The sequence below is a fragment of the Streptomyces sp. H27-C3 genome (genome assembly GCF_030063415.1).
Lineage (GTDB): Bacteria > Actinomycetota > Actinomycetes > Streptomycetales > Streptomycetaceae > Streptomyces.
Map to the genome: position 1 here is coordinate 63,075 of NZ_JASITA010000010.1, position 22,083 is coordinate 85,157.

The window sequence follows — 22,083 nt, forward strand, 5'->3', positions numbered from 1 at the left end:
CGAGACTGCTCGTATGACGGACACGGCACTGGTACTCGGCGGCGGAGGGCTCACCGGCATCGGCTGGGAGGCGGGCATCGTGCACGGTCTCGCCGAGGCGGGTGTGGACCTGTCCACCGCAGATGTGGTCGTGGGTTCGTCCGCAGGCTCGATTCTCGGTGCCCAGCTCACCTCGGGGCGGCTCACTCTCCCCGAGCTGTACGAGCGCCAGCTCGCCGACCCGGCGGGTGAGATGCCCGGGCACATCGGAGCCGGTACATTCCTGCGTTTCGCACGGGCGATGCTGACCTCCCGCACCCCCGAGGCGTACGGCGAGAAGCTGGGGCGGTTCGCGCTCGACGCCGACACCCCGGACGAGGCGGAGCGGCGCGCGGTGATCGCCCGCAGGCTCGTCTCCCACGACTGGCCGGAGCGTTCCCTGCGCATCAGCGCCGTGGACGCGCTCACCGGCGCGCTGCGGATCTTCGACAAGGACAGTGGTGTCCCGGTCGTGGACGCGGTGGCCGCGAGCTGCGCGGTTCCCGGCGTCTGGCCGCCCGTCACCATCGGGGGGCGCAAGTGGATCGACGGGGCGGTGCACTCCCCGGCCAACGCCCACCTCGCCGCCGGATACCGGCGCGTCGTCGTGATCGCGCCGATCGCGTCCGGCGCCAGGGCGATCCTCACCCCGCGCGCCCAGGCGGCGCTGCTCGCCGCGGACGGGGCGCGCGTCGAGGTCATATCGCCGGACGCCGCCGCGAGAAAGGCCTTCGGACACAACACGCTGGACCCCGCACGCCGGGCGGCGGCCGCCCGAGCGGGCCTCGCCCAGGCCGCCGCACACGCCGCCGCCGTCGCCGCGGTCTGGGGCGGGTGACCGGCGGCGCACAATGGTCGGGTGGACGAGCCGATACCCGTGATCCGGGACGTGGACTGGGGCACCGCCAAGCTGATGCCGGACGTGGACCGGGAGCGGGCCTGGCTCCTCACCGTCGACGGTGCGCCCCAGTCGTATGTCGATCTGGACGAGCCGACCCACTTGGAATTCGAGTACGCGCGCCGGCTCGCCCATGTCGTCGACTGCGCGGCGCCCGAAGGCGACCCCCTCGACGTACTGCACCTGGGCGGCGGCGGGTTCTCGCTGCCCCGCTACACGGCCGTGACCAGGCCGGGCTCCCGCCAGGACGTGGTGGAGGCGGACCGGGGGCTGCTCGCGCTCGTCGCCGAGCACCTGCCGGTGCCGGACGGATCGGGGATACGGGTGCACGGCGCCGACGCGCGCCAGTGGCTCGACAGCGCCCCGGCCGATCGCGCCGACGTACTGATCGCGGACGTGTTCGGCGGCTCACGGGTGCCCGCGCACCTCACCTCCGTCGAGTACGCGCGGCTGGCCGAGCGCGTCCTGCGCCCCGCCGGGATCTACGCCGCCAACCTGGCCGACGGCGCGCCCTTCGCCTTCCTCCGCTCCCAACTGGCCACCTTCGCCGCGGTCTTCGCGCAGAGCGCGCTGATCGCCGAGCCCGGTGTGCTGCGCGGCAGACGCTTCGGCAACGTGGTGCTGCTCGCCTCGCACGAACCGCTCGACCTGGCGGGCCTCGCCCGCCGCACCGCCGCCGACGTCTTCCCCGCGCGCGTGGAGCACGGCCCGGCGCTGCGGCGCCTCACCGGTGACGCGCGGGTGGTGCGGGACGAGGACGCGGTGGAGTCACCCGAGCCGCCCGACGGGGCCTTCAGTATCGGCTGAACCGGGCTCGTCCGCAGTCGGCCCTTCGGCCTTCGTCACCTCGCGGGCGCGGCGGGGTCAGATTGCGTACGTCGGGCACGAGCAGCACCGCCCCGGTGGCCAGGGCGACCAGCCCCGCGCCCCCCACAGCGCCTCCTCGCGCCCGATCAGGCTCTCCACGGGGGCCGCGACCGCGGTGGCCAGGGGCCGCATCGAGACCGAACCGAACCAGTCGTAGGCGGACACCCGCGAGAACTTCTCCTCGGGGATCTCCTGGTGCAGCGCGGTCATCCAGGAGACGCCGAAGACCTCGATCGCGACGCCGCGGATGAGCAGGAACAGGACGAGCGGCAGGGTGCGGGGCGGCGGCCACCAGCCCCACGTCGCCGCCGTCGCCACCCGTCTGCAGAACCGCGAACGCCGCCGCGATCAGCGCGCCGTGGCTGCCCAGGTTGGTCACGACGGCGGCGGCGGTCAGCAGCGTGTAGTTGCGGCCGGCCCAGGCGGGGCGGCGGACGTGTCGGGGGGCGGCGGCAGCGGATGTCGCTTCCGGACCGTCGCTGCCGCCGCCCCCTGTTGCCAAACCGGTTGAACGGCCCGATCGCTCAGGCGCCGGGCAGCCGGACGGTCGCGAGGATCTTCTGGATCGTCGCGTCCGGCAGCTCGTCCGGTACGCCCTTGGCGGTGTACAGGTTCCACACGGCGAAGTCGCCTGCGGCGTTCTTGAAGGCGAAGGCGATCGACTTGCCGTCGCTGCTGCACTTGTTCTTCTTGGCGACGCCCGTGACCGTGGCGGTGGAGTAGTTGCCCTTGAGCCCGGACGTGGTGGTGAACGGCTTGGCCTTCTGGACCTTCACCTTGCCGGTCTTCTTCTGGTCGTAAGGGCTGAAAACCCACCAACCGGCCACGTTCTGGGCCTCGACCCCGGCGTTCGACGCGCCGTTCGCCCCTCGGGTGCCGGCCGCGGCGAGCCTGTTGTCCTCCGAGTCGCCGTCCTTGTCGGAGTCCTCGGTGCACCACTTGCTCTTGTAGTACGCGGGCGCCGACATCGAGATCAGCGGCTTGGCCATCGGGTCCTTGTCGTCCGTGAAGCCTATGGTCATGCCGGGCATGTCCACCTCCCACTCCGGCGGTACGTCGAAGAGGGTTCCGTACTTCGGGTTGGTGACGGCCTTCCAGCCGGGAATCGACGGCTTGGCCTCCTTGGCGGAGCCACCGCGCGGATTCTCCGCGGGGGAAGAGGGCGCGGCGGGCTCCTCGGACGGTGCGGGCTGCTCGGCCGACGGAGACGTCTTCTTCTTATCCTTGCCGTCCGACGCCTGGGTGGTCTTCTTGCCACCCTCGTCGTCCTTGCCCATCACCACGACGCCGGTGATCACGGCCGCGGCGACGACCGCGGTGGCCGCGACGATCGCGATGACCGTGGTCTTCTTCCGGTTGCCTTCGGGCGGCTGAGGGCCACCTGGTGGCATGGGGCCGCCGTACTGGGCGGGCTGCTGCTGGTACGGATTGGGCTGCTGATAGCCCGGCTGCTGATAGGGATTCGGCTGCTGGTACGGGTTCTGGTTCGGGTCCTGCGGGTTCTGCTCGCCCCCGGGCGGCTGCTGTCCTGGCCACATGCCGGGTAACGATAGAGGGGCCGCGTAACAGTCGTCACGTGCGCCCCCTCACAGGGGCGTGCGCAGGGGCCGACGTGGGGGACCGACGGGGGCGGACCGGGGATGGTCAACTTGCCTACTCGTGGGTAACATCGCTCTCATGAGCGCAGATCAGATGTCCGTCGGCGAGATGCTCGTCGCGACCGTCCCCATGGCCCGCACCCTTAACCTCGAGTTCCTGGAGACCACCCCGGAGCGTGCCGTCGTACGGCTGCCGGACCAGGCCGACTACCACAACCATGTGGGCGGCCCGCATGCCGGAGCGATGTTCACGCTGGCCGAGTCGGCGAGCGGCGCGATCGTCATCGCGGCCTTCGGGGACCAGCTGTCGCGTGCCGTGCCGCTCGCCGTCACGGCGGAGATCGGCTACAAGAAGCTCGCCATGGGTGTGGTGACGGCCACCGCGACGCTGGGCCGCCCGGTGTCCGACGTGGTCGCGGAGCTCGATGCCGGACAGCGTCCCGAGTTCCCCGTACACATTTCCATCCAGCGCGAGGACGGCGCCGTGACGGGCGAGATGACCGTGGTCTGGACCCTGCGCCCCAACGCCTGACGTCGCGTCACGGCCGGTCGTGCCCGGTCGGGGGGAGCGGGTAGGCTGCCCGCCGTGCGCCACGGGGGCGCACGGCGGGCAGTTCTACTCGACGTTAGGAACCGGCGTTGCACATCCAGGAGTGGCTCGAGACCGTTCCCGCGGTCAGCATTTACCTCCTGGTGGGGGTGGTCATCGGGCTGGAGAGTCTGGGCATTCCGCTGCCGGGCGAGATCGTCCTCGTCAGCTCGGCGCTGCTCGCCTCCCAGCACGGCGACATCGATCCGTACGTCCTCGGCGCGTGCGCGTCGGCGGGCGCCATCATCGGTGACTCGATCGGTTACGCGATCGGGCGCAGGGGCGGCCGACCACTGCTCGCGTGGCTCGACCGGAAGTTCCCCAAGCATTTCGGCGAGCAGAACATCGCCATGGCGGAGCGGTCGTTCGAGAAGTGGGGCATGTGGGCGGTCTTCTTCGGCCGCTTCGTCGCGCTGCTGCGGATCTTCGCGGGACCGCTGGCCGGCGTGCTGCACATGCCGTACTGGAAGTTCCTCGTCGCCAATGTCCTCGGCGGCATCCTGTGGGCGGGCGGCACCACGGCCGTCATCTACTCGGTGGGCATCGTCGCCGAGGCGTGGCTCAAGCGCTTCTCGTGGCTCGGGCTGCTGTTCGCGGTGCTGTTCGGTGTCGTCTCGATGCTCGTCCTCAAGAACCGCGCGAAGAAGGCCGCCGCGCAGGCGGAGGCCGAGGGGGCGGACGGGGCGGATGCCTCGCCCGCGTCCGAGAAGGTCGCCGCGGCCGCCGAATAACGGCCCCTACCCGGCGTGCGCCTCGCGGTGTGCCTTGGCCAGGTCCAGGTACACCGCGGCGTTCAGCTTGATGCCCTCGCGCTCCTCATCGGTCAGCTCCCGCCGCACCTTCGCGGGTACTCCGGCCACCAGGGAGCCCGGGGGCACTCGCATGCCCTGAGGCACGAGCGCCTGCGCCGCGACCAGCGATCCGGCACCGATGTGGGCCCCATTGAGGACCGTGGCGCCCATGCCGATCAGTACGTCGTCCTCGACGGTGCAGCCGTGCAGGACGGCGTTGTGCCCGACGGAGACCCGCTCGCCCACCGTGACCGGGAAGCCGGGGTCGACGTGCACCGTGCAGTTGTCCTGGATGTTGGTGTCGGCGCCGAGGACGATCGGACCGCAGTCCGCGCGCAGCACGGTCTGGTACCAGACGCTGGCGCCTGCGTGGATCGTGACCTCGCCCATCACGACGGAGGTCGGTGCGGCGAAGGCGCTGGGATCGATCTCCGGCTTCTTGCCGCCCACGCCCGCGATGAGTGCCTGTTGTGTCATGACCGTCTCCCTGTGCCTTGCCTGAGCGCTCAACGGCACCGTAAGGGGCGGTGCGGAGCGCGGCGCCCCAGTGGGGCGAAGATCACAGGCCGGCTCGCCCGCCCCGATCGGCCCGGCCGACTACCGTGTGCGCGTGCCGAAGGACAGAAACACGTTCTCATCGCTGACTGCCTGGCGTCGCCGTCTGGTGACGCGCGCCGTGCACGCCGGGTGGCAGTGGCTGCGGGAGGCCGGAGCGGTCAGCGCGGAGCGCCCAGGACCGCTGCGCTTCGGGGCGATCGGCTTCGGCACGAAGCTCGCGTTCCCGCAGGGCACGGTGTTCGGGGAGGAATGGATCCACCTCGGCGACCACTGCATCATCGCTGAGCAGGTCACCCTGACGGCCGGGATGATGCCGGGTCTCGACCTCGGCCCCGCCCCGATCCTGACCCTCGGCAACGGTGTGGTGCTCGGCCGCGGCAGCCACGTCATCGCCGACACCCGGATCTCCATCGGCGACGACGTGTACTTCGGCCCGAACACCTACGTCACGTCCACCAACCACAGTTACGACGACCCCGGCATGCCCGTGGGCAAGCAGTGGCCGCGCATGGACCCGGTGGAGATCGGCCCCGGCTGCTGGATCGGCACCGGCGCGGTGATCCTGCCGGGCGCACGGCTGGGCCGCAACGTGGTGGTCGCGGCGGGCGCGGTCGTGCGGGGAGAGGTGCCCGACCACGCGGTGGTGGCGGGGGCGCCCGCGCGGGTGGTGCGGAGCTGGGATGCGGAGAAGGGGTGGCAGCCGCCGCTGCGGACGCCCGCGCCGGTGCCGATCCCGGAGGGCGTCACCCCGGAGCAGCTGCTGGCGCTGGCGGAGCCGGCCCCGGAGACGGTGGAGTAGGCGGGACCCCGCCCAGGCCTCTGGCCCGCGGGTGCTCAGCTCCGGCCCCCGGTCTTCGGCCCCCGGTCGTCAATCGCCTTACGGGCAGGGCCCGTTGCTCATCCCGCCGCCAGCAGCACCGAGCCCACCAGGGCGATTCCCGCCCCCGCCGCCTGCACCCCGCGCAACCGTTCCTTGAGGATCGCGACCGCCGCGACCGCAGTGACCACCGGGTAGAGGTTGGCGAGGGCCGCGGCCACGGTCACCGGACCGTTCTGCGCGGCGATGGAGTACGTACCGTTCGCCGCCACATCGGCCAGACCGACGAAGGCCAGCGCCGGCAGCGAGGACCAGAGCGCCCGTATCCCGGCTCCCTCGGGCAGCGCGGGCGAGCCGCGCTTCACCGACACGTAGAGCGCCGCGCCGCCGACGGCCACATTGGTCACGCGCTGCACGAACAGCGCGAGGAAGAGCCCGACGAGCGTGGTGGACGCCTCGGCGATCAGCGCCAGCACCGCGCCGAAGCCGACCGCGGCGATCAGCGTCAGCACGATCGCCTGCCGCTGCAGCGGCGCCCCGCGCAGCTGCGGCCCGCTCGCCAGCACCACGCCGGCCACGGCCACCGCGATCCCGGCGAACTGCAGCAGGCCGGGGCGCTCGCCGAGGACGAGCCCGACGGTCACCGGCACCGCGACGCCCAGTGATCCGATCGGCGAGACCACGCCCATCGGGCCCAGCGCGAGGGCCTTGTAGAAGCTGAGCATCGCGACCGGCCCGACCGCGCCCGCGGCGACCGCGAACCAAAGCTGCGGTCCCGTCTCGCTCCACGCTCCGGTGGCCACGACGATCGCGCCGAGCACCACTACGGCGATCGACTGAGACGCGACGACCACCGTCAGGGCGGGGGTACGCCGGGTGAGCAGCCCGCCGCCGAAGTCGGCCAACCCCCACAGCAGGCTGGTGGCCAGGGCGAACAGTGCGGTCATGACAGGCCTCGCAGTACAGTGTGGTGAACGATCCAGTACAGCGGACCATAGTTCACCGTGATGCACCCTGTCATTCAAAATATTGGACGGAATGTGTCGGACCTCGACCAGCTCACGCAGTCGCTCGCTCGCAACCTCAAGCGCTGGCGCGGCGATCGCGGCTTCACCCTCGACGCGCTGGCCGCTCGCGCCGGTGTCAGCCGCGGCATGATCATCCAGATCGAGCAGGCCCGTACGAACCCGAGCGTGGGCACCACGGTGAAGCTCGCCGACGCGCTGGGCATCAGCATCACCACCCTGCTCGACTTCGAGCAGGGGCCACAGGTCAGGGTCGTACCCCAGGAGCAGGCGGTACGCATGTGGTCCACGGAGGCGGGCAGTCACACCAAGCTGCTCGTCGGAACCGAGGCCCGCGGCCCGCTCGAACTGTGGTCCTGGCGGCTGATGCCCGGCGAGGCCAGCACATCGGACCCGCACCCGGAGGGCACCACCGAGCTGCTCCACGTCAGCGCGGGCGAGCTCACCCTCCTGGTGGACGGCGAGCCGCACACCGTCGCGGCCGGGGCGTCCGCGACCTTCGAGGCGAATGTCCCGCACGCCTACCGCAACGACGGCTCCGAGACGGTCGAGATGGTGATGGCCGTGTCCATTCCGCCCGCCCGCTGAGACAGCCGACACGGCCGACCGCGGCGGCTGTTAGCGTGCCCGCGTGCGCGCTCCCATCGGTGACTTCGACGACGCCCGGCCCGCCCCCGACTGCCTGGAGCTGCTTGTCGCGCCGGTGGCGGACGCCGTGCGCGCGTGGCGCGGCGACGTACCGGCCGAGCAGCTGATCTACGTCGACACCGACCCGGAGATCGCCGACACCGCGGTCTTCGTCGAGCACTACGGCGCGGAGCTGCTCGACGCCTCGGCCAACTGCGTGGTCGTCGTCGGCAAGCGGGGCGGCGAGAGCACACTGGCCGCCTGTGTGGTCCTCTCCAGCACCCGTGTCGATGTCAACGGCGTGGTCCGGGGGCAGCTGGGCACACGCAAGGCGTCGTTCGCACCGAGGGACGCCGCTGTCGGGGAGTCCGGCATGGAGTACGGCGGTATCACCCCGATCGGCCTGCCCGCCGACTGGCCGCTGCTCGTGGACGCCGCGGTCGTCGACGCCGACTGGGTCCTGATCGGCAGCGGCAGCCGCCGGGGCAAGCTCATCGTGCCCGGCAAGGCCTTCGCGGGCCTGCCGGGCGCCGTGGTGCTGGACGGCCTCGGGGTCTGAGGCGGTATCGGGGCAAGAGCCGGCCGCGGGTCCGAGTCGATCTCGGGATCCGAGGTGGCCTCGGGATCCGACGCGGCCTCGGGATCCGAGCGGCCGAGGCGCTGGATCAGCCGAGCCGCGGGATCTCGATCGCGGGGCAGCGGTCCATGACCATGTCGAGGCCCGCCGCACGGGTCCGTTCGTACGCCGCCTCGTCGATCACGCCGAGCTGGAACCAGACGGCCTTCGCGCCGATCGCCGCCGCCTCGTCGGCGACAGCGCCCGCGAGCTCACTGTTGACGAAGACATCCACCACATCGACGTCGAAGGGGATGTCCGCCAGCGAGGCGTAGCCCCGCTCCCCGTGGACCGTCTCGGCCTTGGGGTGCACGGGCACGACGCGCTTGCCGAAACGCCGCAGCACATCGGCGACGCCGTACGCCGCCCGCGACTGGTTGCCTGACAGGCCCACCACCGCCCAGGTGTCGCCGAGTTCCGTCAGGATCCTGCGGATCGTCGCCGGGTCGCCATACATGTGCTGCCTCCAGCAGGTCGGGGTACTCGCGCGTTCCAACGAACGGCGGCGGCCGACGATTCCCGCCGCCCGCCGCTCCCGATGTTCGCTAGGAGAACACCCCGCAGCGCAGCAGGACGTTCGCGTAGGGCCGGGCCTCGCCCGTCCGCACCACGAGCCGGGCACCGGCGGACAGCGCCTTGAGCTTCTCGTGCGGGACCAGCTCCAGGCCCGGGAGGCGGACGTCGAGCAGCCGCGCCGCCGTCGGATTGGCCTCCCGCACCTCGCGCGCGGCCGTCGCGCCCTCCACCACCAGCTCGGCCAGCAGCCCGTCGAGCACCTCCGCGAACGAGGGGGTGCCCGCTCTGAAGGCCAGGTCGACGACGCGCGGGCCCGCCGGTATCGGCATGCCCACATCGCAGACCAGGACCCCGTCGCCATGGCCCAACTCGGCCAGCGCTCCGGCCAGATGACGGTTGAGAATGCCGGACTTCTTCACGGGGCGCAGACCTCCTCGGCCGTCGGGAAGGACTGCTGCGCGCCCTTCGCGGTGACGGCGGCGGCGCCGACCCTGACGGCGAACCCGGCGGCCGTCGTGAGATCGTCGCCGAGGCTGAGCCGCCAGCCCAGAGCGGCGGTGAAGGCATCACCCGCTCCAGTGGTGTCCACGGCGTCGACCCGCGGACTCGGGACTCGTACACAGGTGTCCGCGCTGCCGTCGGCGACGAGCGCGCCCGCCGCGCCCAGGGTGATCACCACCGACCGCGGTCCGAGACGGAGCAGCCCGCACGCCCAGCCCTCCGGATCCTGTCCCGCAGTCTCGCCGAGGAGGAACCGGGCCTCGTGCTCATTGACGACCAGCGGGTCGCAGGCGGCGAGCACCTGCGCCGGGAGCGGCGCGGGCGGCGAGGGATTGAGCACGAGCCGGGTGCCCGCCGGCAGCGTACGCACCACCTCGGCCACGGTCTCCAGAGGGATCTCCAGCTGCACCGACACCACCCGGGCGGCGCCGAGCAGATCCCGGGCGGCCCGGACGTCCTCGGGGGTCAGCCGGGCGTTCGCGCCGGGGGAGACCACGATGCTGTTGTCGCCCGAGGGGTCCACCGTGATCAGCGCGACCCCGGTGGGCGCGCCGCCGACGAGGACGCCACCGGTGTCCACCCCGGCCGCGCGCTGGGACTCCAGCAGTAGCCGCCCGTGGGCATCGTCGCCGACCCTGGCCAGCAGGGCCGTACGGGCGCCGAGCCGGGCGGCGGCGACCGCCTGGTTGGCTCCCTTGCCTCCCGGGTGGACGGCCAGGTCGGAGCCGAGCACGGTCTCACCGGGCGCGGGGCGGCGCTCGACGCCGATCACCAGGTCGGCATTGGCCGACCCTACGACCAGCAGGTCGTAGTGCTGCATGCGCGATCTTCTTTCACTGGGGTTTCAGTGAGTTCCACTGAGGGATGGGGGCCGTGCGGATCAGGAGAAGTCGGTGACGTTCTTCTTGGTCACGATCTTGACCGGCACCTTCACCGTGCTGTCGACCTTCTTGCCCTGAGCGGCCTTGACCGCGTTCTGGACGGCGATTCTGCCGAGTTCCTTCGGCTGCTGGGCCACGGACGCGTAGAGCGTGCCCGCCTCGACCGCCTTCAGACCGTCGGGGGTGCCGTCGAAACCGACCACGGACACCGGGCCGCCCGCCTTCTTGCCCAGCGCCTTGACCGCGCCGAGAGCCATCTCGTCGTTCTCGGCGAAGACGCCGGTGATGTCGGGGTTGGTCTGCAGCAGATTGGTCATGACGTCCAGGCCCTTGGCGCGGTCGAAGTCCGCGGGCTGGGTGGCGACGACCTTGATCCCCGGGTACGCCTTCAGACCGTCGGCGAAACCCTTGCCCCGCTCGCGGCTCGCGGAGGTGCCCGCGGTGCCCTGGAGGGTGACGATCTCGCCCTTGCCGCCGAGCTTCTCGGCCAGCGACTTCGCGGCGAGTCTGCCGCCGGCGACATTGTCGGAGGCGACGAGGGTCGCGGTGTCGGCCTTGTTGACGCCGCGGTCGGCGGCGATCACGGGGATGTCCGACTTGTTGGCGGCCCGTACCGAGGGTCCCACCGCGTCGGAGTCCACCGGGTTGACGATGATCGACTTCATTCCCTCGCCGGTGAAGTTCTGAATCTGGTTGGCCTGCTGGGACGCGTCGTTCTGCGCGTCGGTGACGGTGAGGTCGATCCCCGCGGCATCCGCCTCGGCCTGCGCGCCCTCCTTCATCTGTACGAAGAAGGGGTTGTTGAGCGTGGAGAGCGACATGCCCACCTTGGTGCTCGTACCGGAGGAGCCGGAGTTGAAGAAGGACACGCCTCCCACGACGGCAGCCGCACACACCGCGGCGATGCCGAGTTTCGCCGCGTTCCCGCGCCCGGATCCGGACCCGGGTCCCGACCCGCCCGCGGCGGCGGATGCCGCTCCGCCGCCCGCGCGGCGGCGCAGGGTGTCCAGCAGGACGGCGAGCGCGATGACCACACCGATGACGACCTGCTGCCAGAAGGCGGACACGGACAGCAGGTTGAGGCCGTTGCGCAGCACGGCGAGGATCAGCGCGCCGACGAGGGTGCCGGACGCCTTGCCGACACCACCCGCCAGGCTGGCGCCGCCGATGACGACCGCGGCGATCGCGTCCAGCTCGTACCCCTGCGCGGCCTGCGGCTGTGCGGAGACCAGTCGCGACGCGAGCACGATGCCCGCGACGGCGGCGAACAGGCCGGACAGCGCGTAGATGACGAGCTTCTGCCGCTTTACGCGCAGACCGGAGAGCCGAGCCGCCTCCTCGTTGCCCCCGATCGCGTACATCGAACGGCCGATGTAGGTACGGGCCAGGATCAGGGCCGTGACCAGCCCCGTCGCGATCATCACCAGGACGGGGACCGGCAGCCAGCCACCGAGGGTGTCGCCCAGCACGGAGACCGAGTCGGGGAAGGCGATGGGGCTGCCCTGCGAGATCACCAGCGACAGGCCGCGGGCGATCGAGAGCATGGCGAGGGTGGCGATGAACGGCGGCAGTTTGCCGTAACTCACGAGGGCGCCGTTGACGAAGCCGCAGGCGATGCCAGTGGCGACGGCGAGGATGACGGCCAGCCACACCGGCACCCCCTCGGACGTCGCCGACCAGGCCAGGACGGTCGCGGAGAGCGCGGCCACCGAGCCGACCGACAGGTCGATGCCCGCCGAGACGATGACGAAGGTGACGCCGAACGCGAGGATCGCGGTGACGGCCGCCTGCACCCCCACGTTGAGCAGGTTCTGGGTGGTCAGGAAGTCGCCGGAGAGCAGCGACATCGCCACCACCAGGACCGCGAGCGCGCTCAGCGCGCCGTTTTCGAGCAGGAAGCGGCGGACCGCCGAGGCGCCACCGGCGCCCGTGTTCTTCTTGAGCGTGTCAGTGGCCACGGGGGCCCTCCACTTCGTTCACTGCGGGAGTTGTTACGGGGGCCGCGCTGACGGCGAGTGCCATCACCGCGTCCTGGGTCGCGCTCTCGGCGGGCAGCTCGCCCGCGATGCGGCCCTGCGCCATGACCAGCACGCGGTCGCTCATGCCCAGCACTTCGGGCAGGTCGCTGGAGATCATCAGGACCGCGTGCCCGGAGGCCGTCAGCTCGTTGATGAGCTGGTAGATCTCGACCTTGGCGCCGACGTCGATGCCCCGGGTCGGCTCGTCGAGGATCAGGACCTTGGTGTCGGCGAGCAGCCATTTGCCGATGACGACCTTCTGCTGGTTGCCGCCGGACAGGGTGCGGACATGCTGGCCGAGGCCGGCCATCCGTACCCCCAGCTGCTCGGCGATCCGGGCGGCGGCGGTGCGCTGACCCTTGAGATCCAGGAGCCCGCCGCGGCTCGCCGAGCGCAGCGTGACCAGGCCGAGGTTCTCCTGCACGGAGGCGTCGAGCAGCAGGCCCTGGCCCTTGCGGTCCTCGGGCACCAGGCCGATCCCGGCGCCCATCGCGGCGTTCACGTCGTGTCCTGCGAGCGGCTCGCCCTGGACCTCGATGCTGCCGGTGTCGTAGCGGTCGGCGCCGAAGACCGCGCGGGCCACTTCGGTGCGCCCGGCGCCGACGAGCCCGGCGAGGCCGACGACCTCCCCGGCGCGCAGCTCGAAGCTGACGTCGTGGAAGACGCCACCCCTGGTCAGACCCCGCACCGAGAGCAACGGCTGCCCGACGTCCGGGCGTTCGCGCGGATACTGCTGCTCGATGCTGCGCCCCACCATCAGGCGTACCAGCTCGTCCTCGGGCGTGGAGGCGGGGACCTGACCGATGCTCCGCCCGTCGCGCAGCACAGTGACCCGGTCGCCGAGCGCGGCGATCTCTTCGAGGTGGTGGGTGATGAAGACGATGCCGACACCGTCGTCGCGCAGTGTGCGCACGATGCCGAAGAGCTTGTCCACCTCCTCCGAGGTGAGGACGGCCGTGGGTTCGTCCATGATCAGGACGCGCGCGTCCAGGCTGAGCGCCTTGGCGATCTCCACCATCTGGAGCCGGGCGATGCCCAGTTCGCGCACCTTGGTCCGGGGCGAGACGCGCACGCCGACCCGGCGCAGCAGTTCCTCGGCGTCCGACTCCATCCGCCCGCGGTCGATCAGTCCGAAGCGGCGCGGCTGGCGGCCCAGGAAGATGTTCTCGGCGACCGTCAGGTCGGGCACCAGGTTGAACTCCTGGTAAATGGTGGCGATGCCCAGTCGCTCGGCGTCCTGGGCGCCGTGGATGCGGACCTCGCGGCCCTCGGCGAGGATGCGCCCACAGTCCGGGCGGTAGGCGCCGGAGAGCATTTTGATGAGGGTGCTCTTGCCCGCGCCGTTCTCGCCGAGGAGTACGTGCACCTCGCCGCGGCGCAGGTCGAAGTCGACGGAGTCGAGCGCGACGACGCCGGGGAAGGTCTTGCGGATGCCTTCGATGCGCAGCAACTCGTCCGGGCTGCTCACAGGGTGCTCCTCTGGTCCGAAGCGGGCTCGCCGCAGGAACGGCGTACGACAAGGCGGGCGGGGAGGGTGACCGACTGCGGGGGACGGCCCTCGATGAGGTCGATCAGTGCCTGCACGGCCGCCCGGCCGAGGTCGCCGGTCGGCTGGGCGATCGCGGTGATCGGTGGATCGGTGTGCACGAACCACGGGATGTCGTCGAAGGCGGCGAGCCCGATGTCGTGCGGGACGCGCAGGCCGTGTGAGCGGATCGCGTCCAGTGCGCCGAGCGCCATCAGGTTGTCCGCGGCGAAGACAACCTCTGGTGGTTCGTCGAGGGCGAGGTACCGCTCGGTGGCGCGACGGCCACTGTCGGCCTGGAAGTCGCCCTGGCCGATGTAGGCGTCGGGCAGCGGCAGCCCGTGTGCGCGCAGGGCGTCACGGAAGGCCTCGACGCGCTCGCTGCCGGTGGTGGTCGCCGCCGGGCCCGCGATGATGGCGAGCCTGCGGTGGCCCAGGCCGTACAGATGGGCGACCAGGTCGCGCACCGCTGGGCAGCCGTCGGCGCGTACGACGGGCACATCCACGCCGGGGATCCAGCGGTCGACGAAGACCATCGGGGTGGCGCCGCGCGCGGCGTCCAGCATCAGCGGGGACGCCCCGTCGGTGGGGGAGACGAGCAGGCCGTCGATGCGGCGGTCGAGCAGCGTACGCACGTGGTGGTCCTGCAGCTCGGGCCGCTCGTCGGCGTTGCCGATGATGACGCTGTAGCCGAGCGCGCGGGCCGCTTCCTCAACGGAGCGGGCCAGTTCGGTGAAGTACGGGTTGAGTACGTCGCTGATGACCAGGCCGAGGGTGTGCGTCTGGTCGGTGCGCAGTGACCGGGCGACGGCGTTGGGGCGGTAGCCGAGTACGTCGACCGCGGCGCGGACGCGAGCGCGTGCCTCGGGGCTGACGGAGGGATGGCTGTTGAGGACGCGCGAGACCGTGGCGACGGATACTCCCGCCTCGGCTGCGACATCCTTGATGCTCGCCATCGCCGGACCACCTCCTTGTGGAATCCGTGCGGCTCGATTCCAGGACCGAACGGCAATGGAATCGATTACATCGATGATTGGAATCGATTACACGGATGCGGGCAAGACCTCGACCGCAGAGCGAGACCGGATCGTGACCAGGTGGCGCTCGGATGAGCGTGTCGATGGGTGCGCCGAGGGGTGCCGGAAATCCGGACGTAACGGGGACCCCGTTGTTCAAGGTTGTACCGCTGTGTATCGTCCTCACCTATGACTTGAAGTTTCAAGTAGCAAGCCACGAGCAACCCCGGGCGGCCCCGCGCCCGGATCCCGACACAGGAGAGAGCCCCTCACATGACTCCCCCCACCACGCTGCTCAGCCCGGTCACCACCGGCACGCCCCGTCAGGCCCCCATCCCGTACGCCTACGACGCCGGACTGCTCGTGCTGCGCCTGGCCCTCGGCCTGGCCATGGCCGCCCACGGCTCGCAGAAGCTCTTCGGCTGGTTCGGCGGCGGTGGACTCGACGGCACCGCCCAGTTCTTCACCGCGAGCGGTTACCCCGCGGGCAAGGCGATGGCCGTCGTGGCCGGTCTCGCCGAGACGTTCGGCGGGCTCGGGCTCGCCATCGGCCTGCTCACTCCACTGGCCGGCGCGGCCGTCGTCGGGACCATGATCAACGCGCTCGCCGTGTCGTGGAGCGGGAAGTTCTTCTCCCCCGAGGGGGTGGAGTACGAGGTCCTCATTGTCGCCGCCGCTGCCGCCCTCGCCCTGACCGGCGCCGGAGGCCTCGCCGTCGACCGCTTCGTGCCGGCCCTGCGCGTCCAGCGGTTGCCGTACGGCGTCGCGGCCCTGATCCTCGGTCTGGTGCTCGCGGGTGTGACCCTGCTGCTCCGGAAGTAGCGGCAGGAGCGTCGCCCGGGCCCAGGCGGCCCGGCGGGAACATGCCCCGGAGCAGGGGCGTTTCCGCCGGGCCGCATAGGGTGGGCCGAATGCAGGAGCAGTACCGGACCGTCGCCCACGCGGGCGTGCACGAAGCCGAGATCAACAGATCGCGCTTCCTGTGCTCACTCGCCCCCGCCGCGACCGAGCGTGAAGCGCGGGACTTCGTCGCCCGCGTCCGCAAGGAACACTCGACGGCCTCCCACAACTGCTTCGCGTACGTCATCGGCGCGGACGCCTCCGTGCAGAAGGCGAGCGACGACGGCGAGCCGGGCGGCACCGCGGGCGTGCCGATGCTCGAGATGCTCATGCGCCGCGAGATCCGCTACACCGTCGCCGTCGTCACCCGCTACTTCGGCGGCGTGAAACTCGGCGCGGGCGGGCTCATCAGGGCATACGGCGGAGTGGTCGGCGAGGCCCTCGACGCGCTCGGAACCCTCACCAGGCAGCGCTTCCGGCTGGCCACCGTCACCGTCGACCATCAGCGCGCGGGCAGGCTGGAGAACGACCTGCGGACGACCGGGCGGGCGGTGCGCGACGTGCGCTACGGAGCCGCCGTCACGATCGAGGTCGGCCTGCCCGAGGCGGACGTGGCCCCCTTCCGCGCCTGGCTCGCCGACGCCACGGCGGGCACCGCCCTGTTCGAGCTGGGCGGGGAGGCGTACGGCGAAGCGTGAGGACCTGTACGGCGGACGCGTGAGGAAGGTGTACGGCGACGCGTGAACACCGGTACGGCGCGATGCGTGAGGACCTGTACGGCGACCGGGGACCGTGCGGACGTCGGCCGGGCCCCCGGCTGCGACGCGGGTGGGCGCCGTCGACGGGTCGTTCGGCGTAGGGCCTCCTAGGCTGGGCACTCGGGCATGCACAGGTGATTCTGTCGACGTGTTGGAGGACCCATGGCCGTTCGGCATCAGTTGATCCGCAGGACTCCCGAAGCCGTGTGGGAGGTCCTGGCCGACGGCTCGCGTTACGCGGACTGGGTCGTCGGCACCTCGCGCACGCGGCCCAGGGGGAGCGACTGGCCGAAGGTCGGCGCCTCGATCGAATACATGGTCCGCTTCGGACCGTGGAAGGCGAAGGGCGAGACGACCGTCCGCCTCAGCGAATGGCCCCGGGTGCTCGAACTGGAGGCCGACAGCGGACCGCTCGGCACCGCCAGGATCGCCATCGAGATCCGCCCCTGGGGGGAGCACGCCCTGGTCATCGTCGACGAGCATCCGTTGGGCGGACCGGGCGGAGCGCTGCACAACTCGGCAGTGGACGCCGTGCTGCAGCTGCGGCACCGCAGCATGCTCGCGCGCCTCGCCAAGGTCGTCGAGAACGCGCCACGGCGGCAGGCGGATCTGCGGTCCTGAGAACCGTGCATGTCCTGGAGGCCCTGCCCGAGCCCCGCAGGAGCCGTCCGCCGTGACCATGGGTTCACCCCAACCCCGCCAGTGACCTCTTCGACCCCCTTCGGCCTCTTCGTGCCACGCCCGCCGACCACTCCCTCCCCCGCGCGGCCACCCGGCGAAGATTGAGGTCTGTGGTGGATGAGGTACCGCGCGGCGATAGCGTGGTCCGTGGTGACAGCCGGGCCCCGAGCCGATGTAATGCGGGCCCCAGGGGTGGAGAAGGGGAAACATGCAGGTCGGAGCCGTATCTTGAGGATTTTGCACACATCCGACTGGCATCTGGGACGGTCCTTCCACCGGGTGGGTCTGCTGGAGGCCCAGTCCGCGTTCCTCGACCACCTGGTGACGACGGTGCGCGAGCGGGACGTCGACGCGGTGCTGGTCGCGGGGGACGTGTACGACCGTGCTGTGCCGCCGCTCTCCGCCGTGGCGCTCTTCGACCGGGCGCTGCACCGGCTCGCCGACGTGGGTGTGCCGACCGTCATGATCTCCGGGAATCACGACTCGGCACGCAGACTCGGCGTCGGCGCCGGCCTGATCCAGCGGGCCGGAATCCACCTGCGTACCGACCCGGCCGCCTGCGCCACCCCCGTCGTCCTCGGCGACGCGCACGGCGAGGTGGCCTTCTACGGGCTGCCCTACCTGGAACCTGCCCTGGTACGTGAGGAATTCAAGGCCGCCAGGGCCGGGCACGAAGCCGTGATCGGAGCGGCCATGGAGCGTGTGCGGGCCGACCTCGCCGGGCGGCCCGAAGGCACCAGGTCCGTGGTCCTCGCCCACGCCTTCGTCGCGGGCGGCGAGCCGAGCGACAGCGAGCGGGACATCACCATCGGCGGCGTCGCCGCAGTCCCCGCCGGAGTGTTCGACGGCGTCGACTACGTCGCCCTGGGCCACCTGCACGGCTCGCAGGCCGTCACCGACCGGGTGCGCTACTCGGGCTCACCGCTCGCCTACTCCTTCTCCGAAGCCACCCACCGCAAGACGATGTGGCTGATCGACCTCGGGCCCGGCGGGGAGATCGGGGCGGAGCGCATCGACTGTCCGGTGCCCAGGCCCGTCGCCCGGATCCGTGGCCGCGTCGAGGAACTGCTGGCCGACCCGGCGCTGGAGCGGCACGAGGATGCCTGGATCGAGGCGACCCTGACCGATCCCACCCGCCCCGCCCATCCCATGGCCCGGCTCTGCGCCCGCTTCCCGTACACCATCAATCTCGTCTTCGACCCCGAGCGGGCCGCCGACGACCCCTCCGCCTCGTACGCCCAGCGCCTCAAGGGGCGCACCGATCAGCAGATCGCGGATGATTTCGTCGCCCATGTGCGCGGCGGCGCCGGCCCCGACGAGCGGGAGCGCACCGTCCTGCACGACGCCTTCGACGACGTAAGGGTGGACACCGCGCTCACCCAGGACCTGGCGCACGAGGTGGCCCGGTGAGACTGCACCAGCTGCGCATCACGGCCTTCGGGCCCTTCGGCGCCCCCCAGGAGGTCGACTTCGACGCGCTCAGCTCCGCCGGACTCTTCCTGCTGCACGGCCCGACCGGCGCGGGGAAGACCTCCGTCCTCGACGCGGTCTGCTACGCGCTGTACGGCGCGGTCCCCGGCGCCCGGCAGAGCCCGGGGGCCTCACTGCGCAGCGATCACGCCGCGCCGGGCGTGGCCACCGAGGTCTGCCTCGAACTGACCGTCGGCGGACGGCGGTTGGAGATCACCCGGCGCCCCGTCCAGGACCGTCCCAAGAAGGGCGGACGCGCGGGCACCACGACCGACAAGGCGCAGAGCTGGCTGCGCGAATACGACCCCGACCACGGCTGGCAGGCACTGAGCCGCTCCCACCAGGAGATCGGCGAGGAGATCGGGCAGCTCGTCGGCATGAGCAGGGAGCAGTTCTGCCAGGTGGTGCTGTTGCCCCAGGGTGACTTCGCCCGCTTCCTGCGCGCCGACGCGGAGGCCCGAGGCAAGCTGCTCGGACGGCTCTTCGACACCCGCCGCTTCGCCGCCGTCGAGGACCGCCTGGCCGAACTGCGGCGCTCCGCCGAACAGCAGGTGCGCACCGGCGACGAGCGACTGCTCGCCCTCGCCCAGCGCATGGCGCAGGCCGCGGGCGACAGCGCCGACGCGCGCGACCGGCCGCTGCCCGCGTTGCAGCCCGGCGCCCCCGGGCTCGCCGAGGCCCTGCGGGAATGGGCCGCCGTCGCACGCTGCGGTGCGTTCGAGCGCCTCGGCATCGCGGAATCGGCTGTGACCGCAGCCGAGAGCCGCCGGGCCGCCGCCCGCCTGGCGCTGGAGGACGAGCGTGAACTGGCCGCCCTTCAGCAGCGGTACGCCGACGCACACCGGCGCGCCGACGTACTCGAAGCCGGGCGCCCCGACCATGAGCGGCTGCGCGCCCGCCGGGACCGGGCGGGCAAGGCCGACCGGGTCGCCCCCGCCCTGGCGCTGCGCGACGACTCCGAGCGCGAGCACCACACGGCGAGCGCGACCCGTGAGCGCTCCAGGAATGGACTGCCGCCGGACCTCGCCGACGCCGGGGCCGAGCAGCTCGCCGGACTCGAACAAAGGCTGCGCCAGGACCTCGGCGGCCTCGAAGCCGCCCGCAGGGCCGAGCGGCGCAGCGAGGAGATCGGCCGGGAACGCGCCGACCTGGAGCGGCACGCGCGCGCCGACGACGACCTGCTCAGGGATGCCGCGGACTGGCTGGCGGGCTGGGCCGCTACCCGGCAGCGCGGCCAGGAGCGCATCGAGGCGGCCCAGGACGCCGTGACCCGCGCCGAGCACCTCGCTGGCCGGCTCGAACCGGCCCGCCACCGGCTCGACGCCGCCCGCAGGCGCGACGCACTCGACGACAAGGTGGCCACCGCCGGGGATCGGCTGCGCACGGCCCGCGAGCGGGCGGCCGCCGCGCACGAGACCTGGCTCGACCTCAAGGAGCGCCGACTGCGGGGCATCGCGGCCGAGTTGGCGGCCGGGCTGCGTGACGGCGAACCCTGCGCGGTCTGCGGAGCCGCCGAGCACCCCGAGCCCGCCAGGGCCGGGGCCGGCCACGTGGACCGTACGGCGGAAGAAGCGGCGTACGCCGAGCACACCCGCTCCGAGGGCGCGCGCGCCGAGGCGGAGCGCGTGCTCGCGGTGGTCCGGGAGGAGTGCGCGGCTGCCAGGGCCGAGGCCGGTGGCTCCACGGTGCACGAACTGGGCGCCCTGGCCGATGATTTGACGCGGGAGCACGGCGCGGCCCATGCGCTGGCCGCGGACACGCACGCGGCGCGTGAGGCGCTGGTGCGCGCGGAGCGTGAGCACGAGGGACGGGTCGACGCCCAGCAGCAGGCCGAGCGGCGCACCGCCGCCCGGACTTCGCAGCGCGAAGCGCTCGACCGCGAACAGGCCGTCCTGGAAGCCGAGTTGACCCGGGCGCGCGGCGGCGCGGGCAGCGTCGCCGAACACGCCGGGCTGCTGGAGCGCCGGGTCCGGTTGCTCGGCGAAGCGGCGGAGGCCGTGCGGGTGGTCGAAGCCACCGCGCGGCGCCTCAAGGAGGCCGACGACCGGCTCGCCGACGCGGCGTTCAAGGCCGGGTTCGACACCCCGCGCGCCGCCGCCGACGCGCTGCTCGACGACGCCGCGCAGCGCGACCTCCAGCACCGGATCGACGCCTGGCGATACGAACAGGCAGCGGTGGCCGACCGGTTGGCCGAGCCGCGGACCGCCGCCGCGGCCGAGCGGCCCGAGGCCGAGCCGCAGCAAACCCAGGCGGCCTTCGACGCCGCCGAGCGCGGACTGCTCGACGCGACGTCGGCCCTCGACGCCGCCCGGGAGCGCCGCGCGGCACTCACCTCGCTGTCCCGGCAGGTGGCCGAAGAGACCCGCAGGATCGGCCCGCTGCGCGAGCGGTACGAGCGGGTCGCCCGCCTCGCCTCGCTCACCGCGGGCACCTCGACGGACAACGAACGCAGGATGCGGCTGGAGTCGTACGTCCTGGCGGCCCGTCTTGAGCAGGTCGCGGCAGCCGCCACCGAGCGTCTGCAGCGCATGTCGTCGGGCCGCTACACCCTGGTCCACTCCGACGCCAGGGCGGGCGGGCGCGGTCGGTCCGGGCTCGGCCTGCATGTGGTCGACGCGTGGACGGGCAGCGAGCGCGACACCGCGACGCTCTCCGGCGGCGAGACCTTCTTCGCCTCCCTGGCCCTCGCACTCGGCCTCGCCGACGTGGTCACCGACGAGGCCGGCGGCGTACGCCTGGACACGCTCTTCATCGACGAGGGCTTCGGCAGCCTCGACGAGCAGACCTTGGACGAGGTGCTCGACGTACTGGATTCACTGCGGGAGCGGGACCGCGCCGTCGGCATCGTCAGCCACGTGGCCGACCTGCGGCGCCGCGTCACCACGCAACTGGAGGTCGTCAAGGACCGGCACGGATCGGTGGTACTGCACCACGCGGCGGGGGTCAGCGGCTGAGCGCGCGCCGTGGCAGCGGTGAGGAGTACACCACGCTCGTGGTGACCGAGCCGAGCGCGCCGAACCGGCCGGACACCTGCTCCAGGTGCTGCATCGAGCGGGTCGCGACCTTGACGACGAAGCAGTCGTCGCCTGTGACGTGATGCGCTTCGAGGACCTCGGGCGTCGACTCCAGCAGGTCGTGGAACGGCTTGTAGTTGCCGTGCGGATAGCGTAGCCGTACGAACGCCAGAATGGGCAGCCCGAGCCGGTCGTGATCGACAATCGCCGTATATCCCGATATCACCCCGGCCTCCTCCAGTCGCCGCACGCGCTCGGTCACGGCGCTCGCGGACATGGAGACGGCGCGCGCCAGCTCGGCGAAGCTGGCCCTGCCTTCGGCTTGCAGGGCTTCCAGGATGCGCCAGTCGGTGGCGTCCGGTGAATATCCGGTCATGACGGAGAGACAACAGGGAATTCAACGGCAGATCAAGAGCAGGTCCGGGAAATCCCACTTCACCGAGATGATCACTGGCCGTA

At 71.9% G+C, this 22,083-nt stretch carries 22 protein-coding genes and 1 pseudogene; 12 read left to right on the forward strand and 11 right to left on the reverse strand.

From position 1 onward, the window contains the following. The first annotated feature begins 13 nt into the window (after positions 1–13). Both QMK30_RS12115 and QMK30_RS12120 read left to right on the forward strand, forming a co-directional pair. Positions 14–856, forward strand: coding sequence for a patatin-like phospholipase family protein (locus tag QMK30_RS12115; RefSeq protein WP_283517552.1), 843 nt, complete (start codon positions 14–16; stop codon positions 854–856). Between the two features lie 21 nt (positions 857–877). Then, positions 878–1,723, forward strand: coding sequence for a spermidine synthase (locus tag QMK30_RS12120; protein ID WP_283517553.1), 846 nt, complete (start codon positions 878–880; stop codon positions 1,721–1,723). On the opposite strand, the pseudogene QMK30_RS12125 reads toward QMK30_RS12120, so the two are convergent. Both QMK30_RS12125 and QMK30_RS12130 read right to left on the reverse strand, forming a co-directional pair. After that, a pseudogene (locus tag QMK30_RS12125) lies at positions 1,685–2,285 on the reverse strand (hypothetical protein). The gene QMK30_RS12120 and the pseudogene QMK30_RS12125 overlap by 39 nt on opposite strands. A gap of 22 nt (positions 2,286–2,307) precedes the next feature. After that, positions 2,308–3,321 carry a DUF8017 domain-containing protein gene (locus tag QMK30_RS12130; protein WP_283517554.1) on the reverse strand — a complete coding sequence of 338 codons (1,014 nt, stop codon included), beginning with the start codon at positions 3,319–3,321 and terminating at the stop codon, positions 2,308–2,310. Between the two features lie 154 nt (positions 3,322–3,475). On the opposite strand from QMK30_RS12130, the gene QMK30_RS12135 reads away from it, so the two are divergent. Continuing rightward, positions 3,476–3,913, forward strand: coding sequence for a DUF4442 domain-containing protein (locus QMK30_RS12135; protein WP_283517754.1), 438 nt, complete (start codon positions 3,476–3,478; stop codon positions 3,911–3,913). Between the two features lie 107 nt (positions 3,914–4,020). After that, entirely contained in the window at positions 4,021–4,701 is a 681-nt protein-coding gene (locus QMK30_RS12140) for a DedA family protein (RefSeq protein WP_283517555.1), read from the forward strand. Positions 4,702–4,707: 6 nt separating this feature from the next. Here the strand turns inward: QMK30_RS12140 and QMK30_RS12145 are convergent, their stop codons facing one another. Continuing rightward, positions 4,708–5,238: a gamma carbonic anhydrase family protein gene (locus QMK30_RS12145; RefSeq protein ID WP_283517557.1), complete on the reverse strand. Its 531-nt coding sequence runs from the start codon at positions 5,236–5,238 to the stop codon at positions 4,708–4,710. A 133-nt stretch (positions 5,239–5,371) separates the two neighbouring features. Between QMK30_RS12145 and QMK30_RS12150 the strand changes: the two genes are divergently transcribed. Further along, entirely contained in the window at positions 5,372–6,118 is a 747-nt protein-coding gene (locus tag QMK30_RS12150; protein ID WP_283517558.1) for an acyltransferase, read from the forward strand. 98 nt (positions 6,119–6,216) lie between these two features. Here QMK30_RS12150 and QMK30_RS12155 read toward each other — a convergent pair whose 3' ends face one another. Further along, positions 6,217–7,083, reverse strand: a complete 867-nt coding sequence (locus QMK30_RS12155) for an EamA family transporter (protein ID WP_283517559.1) — start codon at positions 7,081–7,083, stop codon at positions 6,217–6,219. 93 nt (positions 7,084–7,176) lie between these two features. Here QMK30_RS12155 and QMK30_RS12160 point away from each other — a divergent pair, with 93 nt between their 5' ends. Together QMK30_RS12160 and QMK30_RS12165 are read left to right on the forward strand one after the other, a co-directional pair. Continuing rightward, positions 7,177–7,749 carry a helix-turn-helix domain-containing protein gene (locus QMK30_RS12160; protein WP_283517560.1) on the forward strand — a complete coding sequence of 191 codons (573 nt, stop codon included), beginning with the start codon at positions 7,177–7,179 and terminating at the stop codon, positions 7,747–7,749. A 43-nt stretch (positions 7,750–7,792) separates the two neighbouring features. Then, positions 7,793–8,347, forward strand: coding sequence for a YbaK/EbsC family protein (locus QMK30_RS12165; RefSeq protein ID WP_283517561.1), 555 nt, complete (start codon positions 7,793–7,795; stop codon positions 8,345–8,347). Between the two features lie 106 nt (positions 8,348–8,453). On the opposite strand, the gene QMK30_RS12170 is transcribed toward QMK30_RS12165, so the two are convergent. From QMK30_RS12170 to QMK30_RS12195, 6 genes are all read right to left on the reverse strand, one after another. Further along, the gene (locus QMK30_RS12170; protein ID WP_283517562.1) at positions 8,454–8,861 is read right to left on the reverse strand and encodes a CoA-binding protein; all 408 of its coding nucleotides are present in this window, start codon (positions 8,859–8,861) and stop codon (positions 8,454–8,456) included. Between the two features lie 88 nt (positions 8,862–8,949). Continuing rightward, entirely contained in the window at positions 8,950–9,339 is a 390-nt protein-coding gene (rbsD, locus tag QMK30_RS12175) for a D-ribose pyranase (RefSeq protein WP_283517563.1), read from the reverse strand. Continuing rightward, entirely contained in the window at positions 9,336–10,241 is a 906-nt protein-coding gene (locus QMK30_RS12180; protein ID WP_283517564.1) for a ribokinase, read from the reverse strand. The genes rbsD and QMK30_RS12180 overlap by 4 nt, the downstream gene beginning before the upstream one ends. Positions 10,242–10,301: 60 nt before the next feature. Further along, positions 10,302–12,260, reverse strand: a complete 1,959-nt coding sequence (locus QMK30_RS12185; protein ID WP_283517565.1) for an ABC transporter permease/substrate-binding protein — start codon at positions 12,258–12,260, stop codon at positions 10,302–10,304. Further along, positions 12,250–13,788 carry a sugar ABC transporter ATP-binding protein gene (locus QMK30_RS12190; protein ID WP_283517567.1) on the reverse strand — a complete coding sequence of 513 codons (1,539 nt, stop codon included), beginning with the start codon at positions 13,786–13,788 and terminating at the stop codon, positions 12,250–12,252. The genes QMK30_RS12185 and QMK30_RS12190 overlap by 11 nt, the downstream gene beginning before the upstream one ends. After that, on the reverse strand, positions 13,785–14,801 hold the full coding sequence (locus QMK30_RS12195) for a LacI family DNA-binding transcriptional regulator (RefSeq protein WP_283517569.1): 1,017 nt from the start codon (positions 14,799–14,801) through the stop codon (positions 13,785–13,787). Before QMK30_RS12195 ends, QMK30_RS12190 begins: the two co-directional genes overlap by 4 nt. A 333-nt stretch (positions 14,802–15,134) precedes the next feature. Here QMK30_RS12195 and QMK30_RS12200 point away from each other — a divergent pair, with 333 nt between their 5' ends. From QMK30_RS12200 to QMK30_RS12220, 5 genes are all read left to right on the forward strand, one after another. After that, the gene (locus QMK30_RS12200; protein WP_283517570.1) at positions 15,135–15,683 is read left to right on the forward strand and encodes a DoxX family membrane protein; all 549 of its coding nucleotides are present in this window, start codon (positions 15,135–15,137) and stop codon (positions 15,681–15,683) included. Positions 15,684–15,772: 89 nt separating this feature from the next. Further along, positions 15,773–16,399, forward strand: coding sequence for a YigZ family protein (locus tag QMK30_RS12205; RefSeq protein WP_283517572.1), 627 nt, complete (start codon positions 15,773–15,775; stop codon positions 16,397–16,399). Positions 16,400–16,621: 222 nt separating this feature from the next. Then, entirely contained in the window at positions 16,622–17,080 is a 459-nt protein-coding gene (locus QMK30_RS12210; RefSeq protein WP_283517573.1) for an SRPBCC family protein, read from the forward strand. Between the two features lie 288 nt (positions 17,081–17,368). Continuing rightward, a complete protein-coding gene (locus QMK30_RS12215; protein WP_283517575.1) occupies positions 17,369–18,550 on the forward strand; it encodes an exonuclease SbcCD subunit D in 1,182 nt (393 codons plus the stop codon). Beyond that, on the forward strand, positions 18,547–21,564 hold the full coding sequence (locus QMK30_RS12220; protein ID WP_283517577.1) for an AAA family ATPase: 3,018 nt from the start codon (positions 18,547–18,549) through the stop codon (positions 21,562–21,564). Before QMK30_RS12215 ends, QMK30_RS12220 begins: the two co-directional genes overlap by 4 nt. On the opposite strand, the gene QMK30_RS12225 is transcribed toward QMK30_RS12220, so the two are convergent. Beyond that, positions 21,554–22,000: an Lrp/AsnC family transcriptional regulator gene (locus QMK30_RS12225; protein WP_283517579.1), complete on the reverse strand. Its 447-nt coding sequence runs from the start codon at positions 21,998–22,000 to the stop codon at positions 21,554–21,556. The two genes, QMK30_RS12220 and QMK30_RS12225, sit on opposite strands and share 11 nt — an antisense overlap. Between the last annotated feature and the right edge of the window lie 83 nt (positions 22,001–22,083).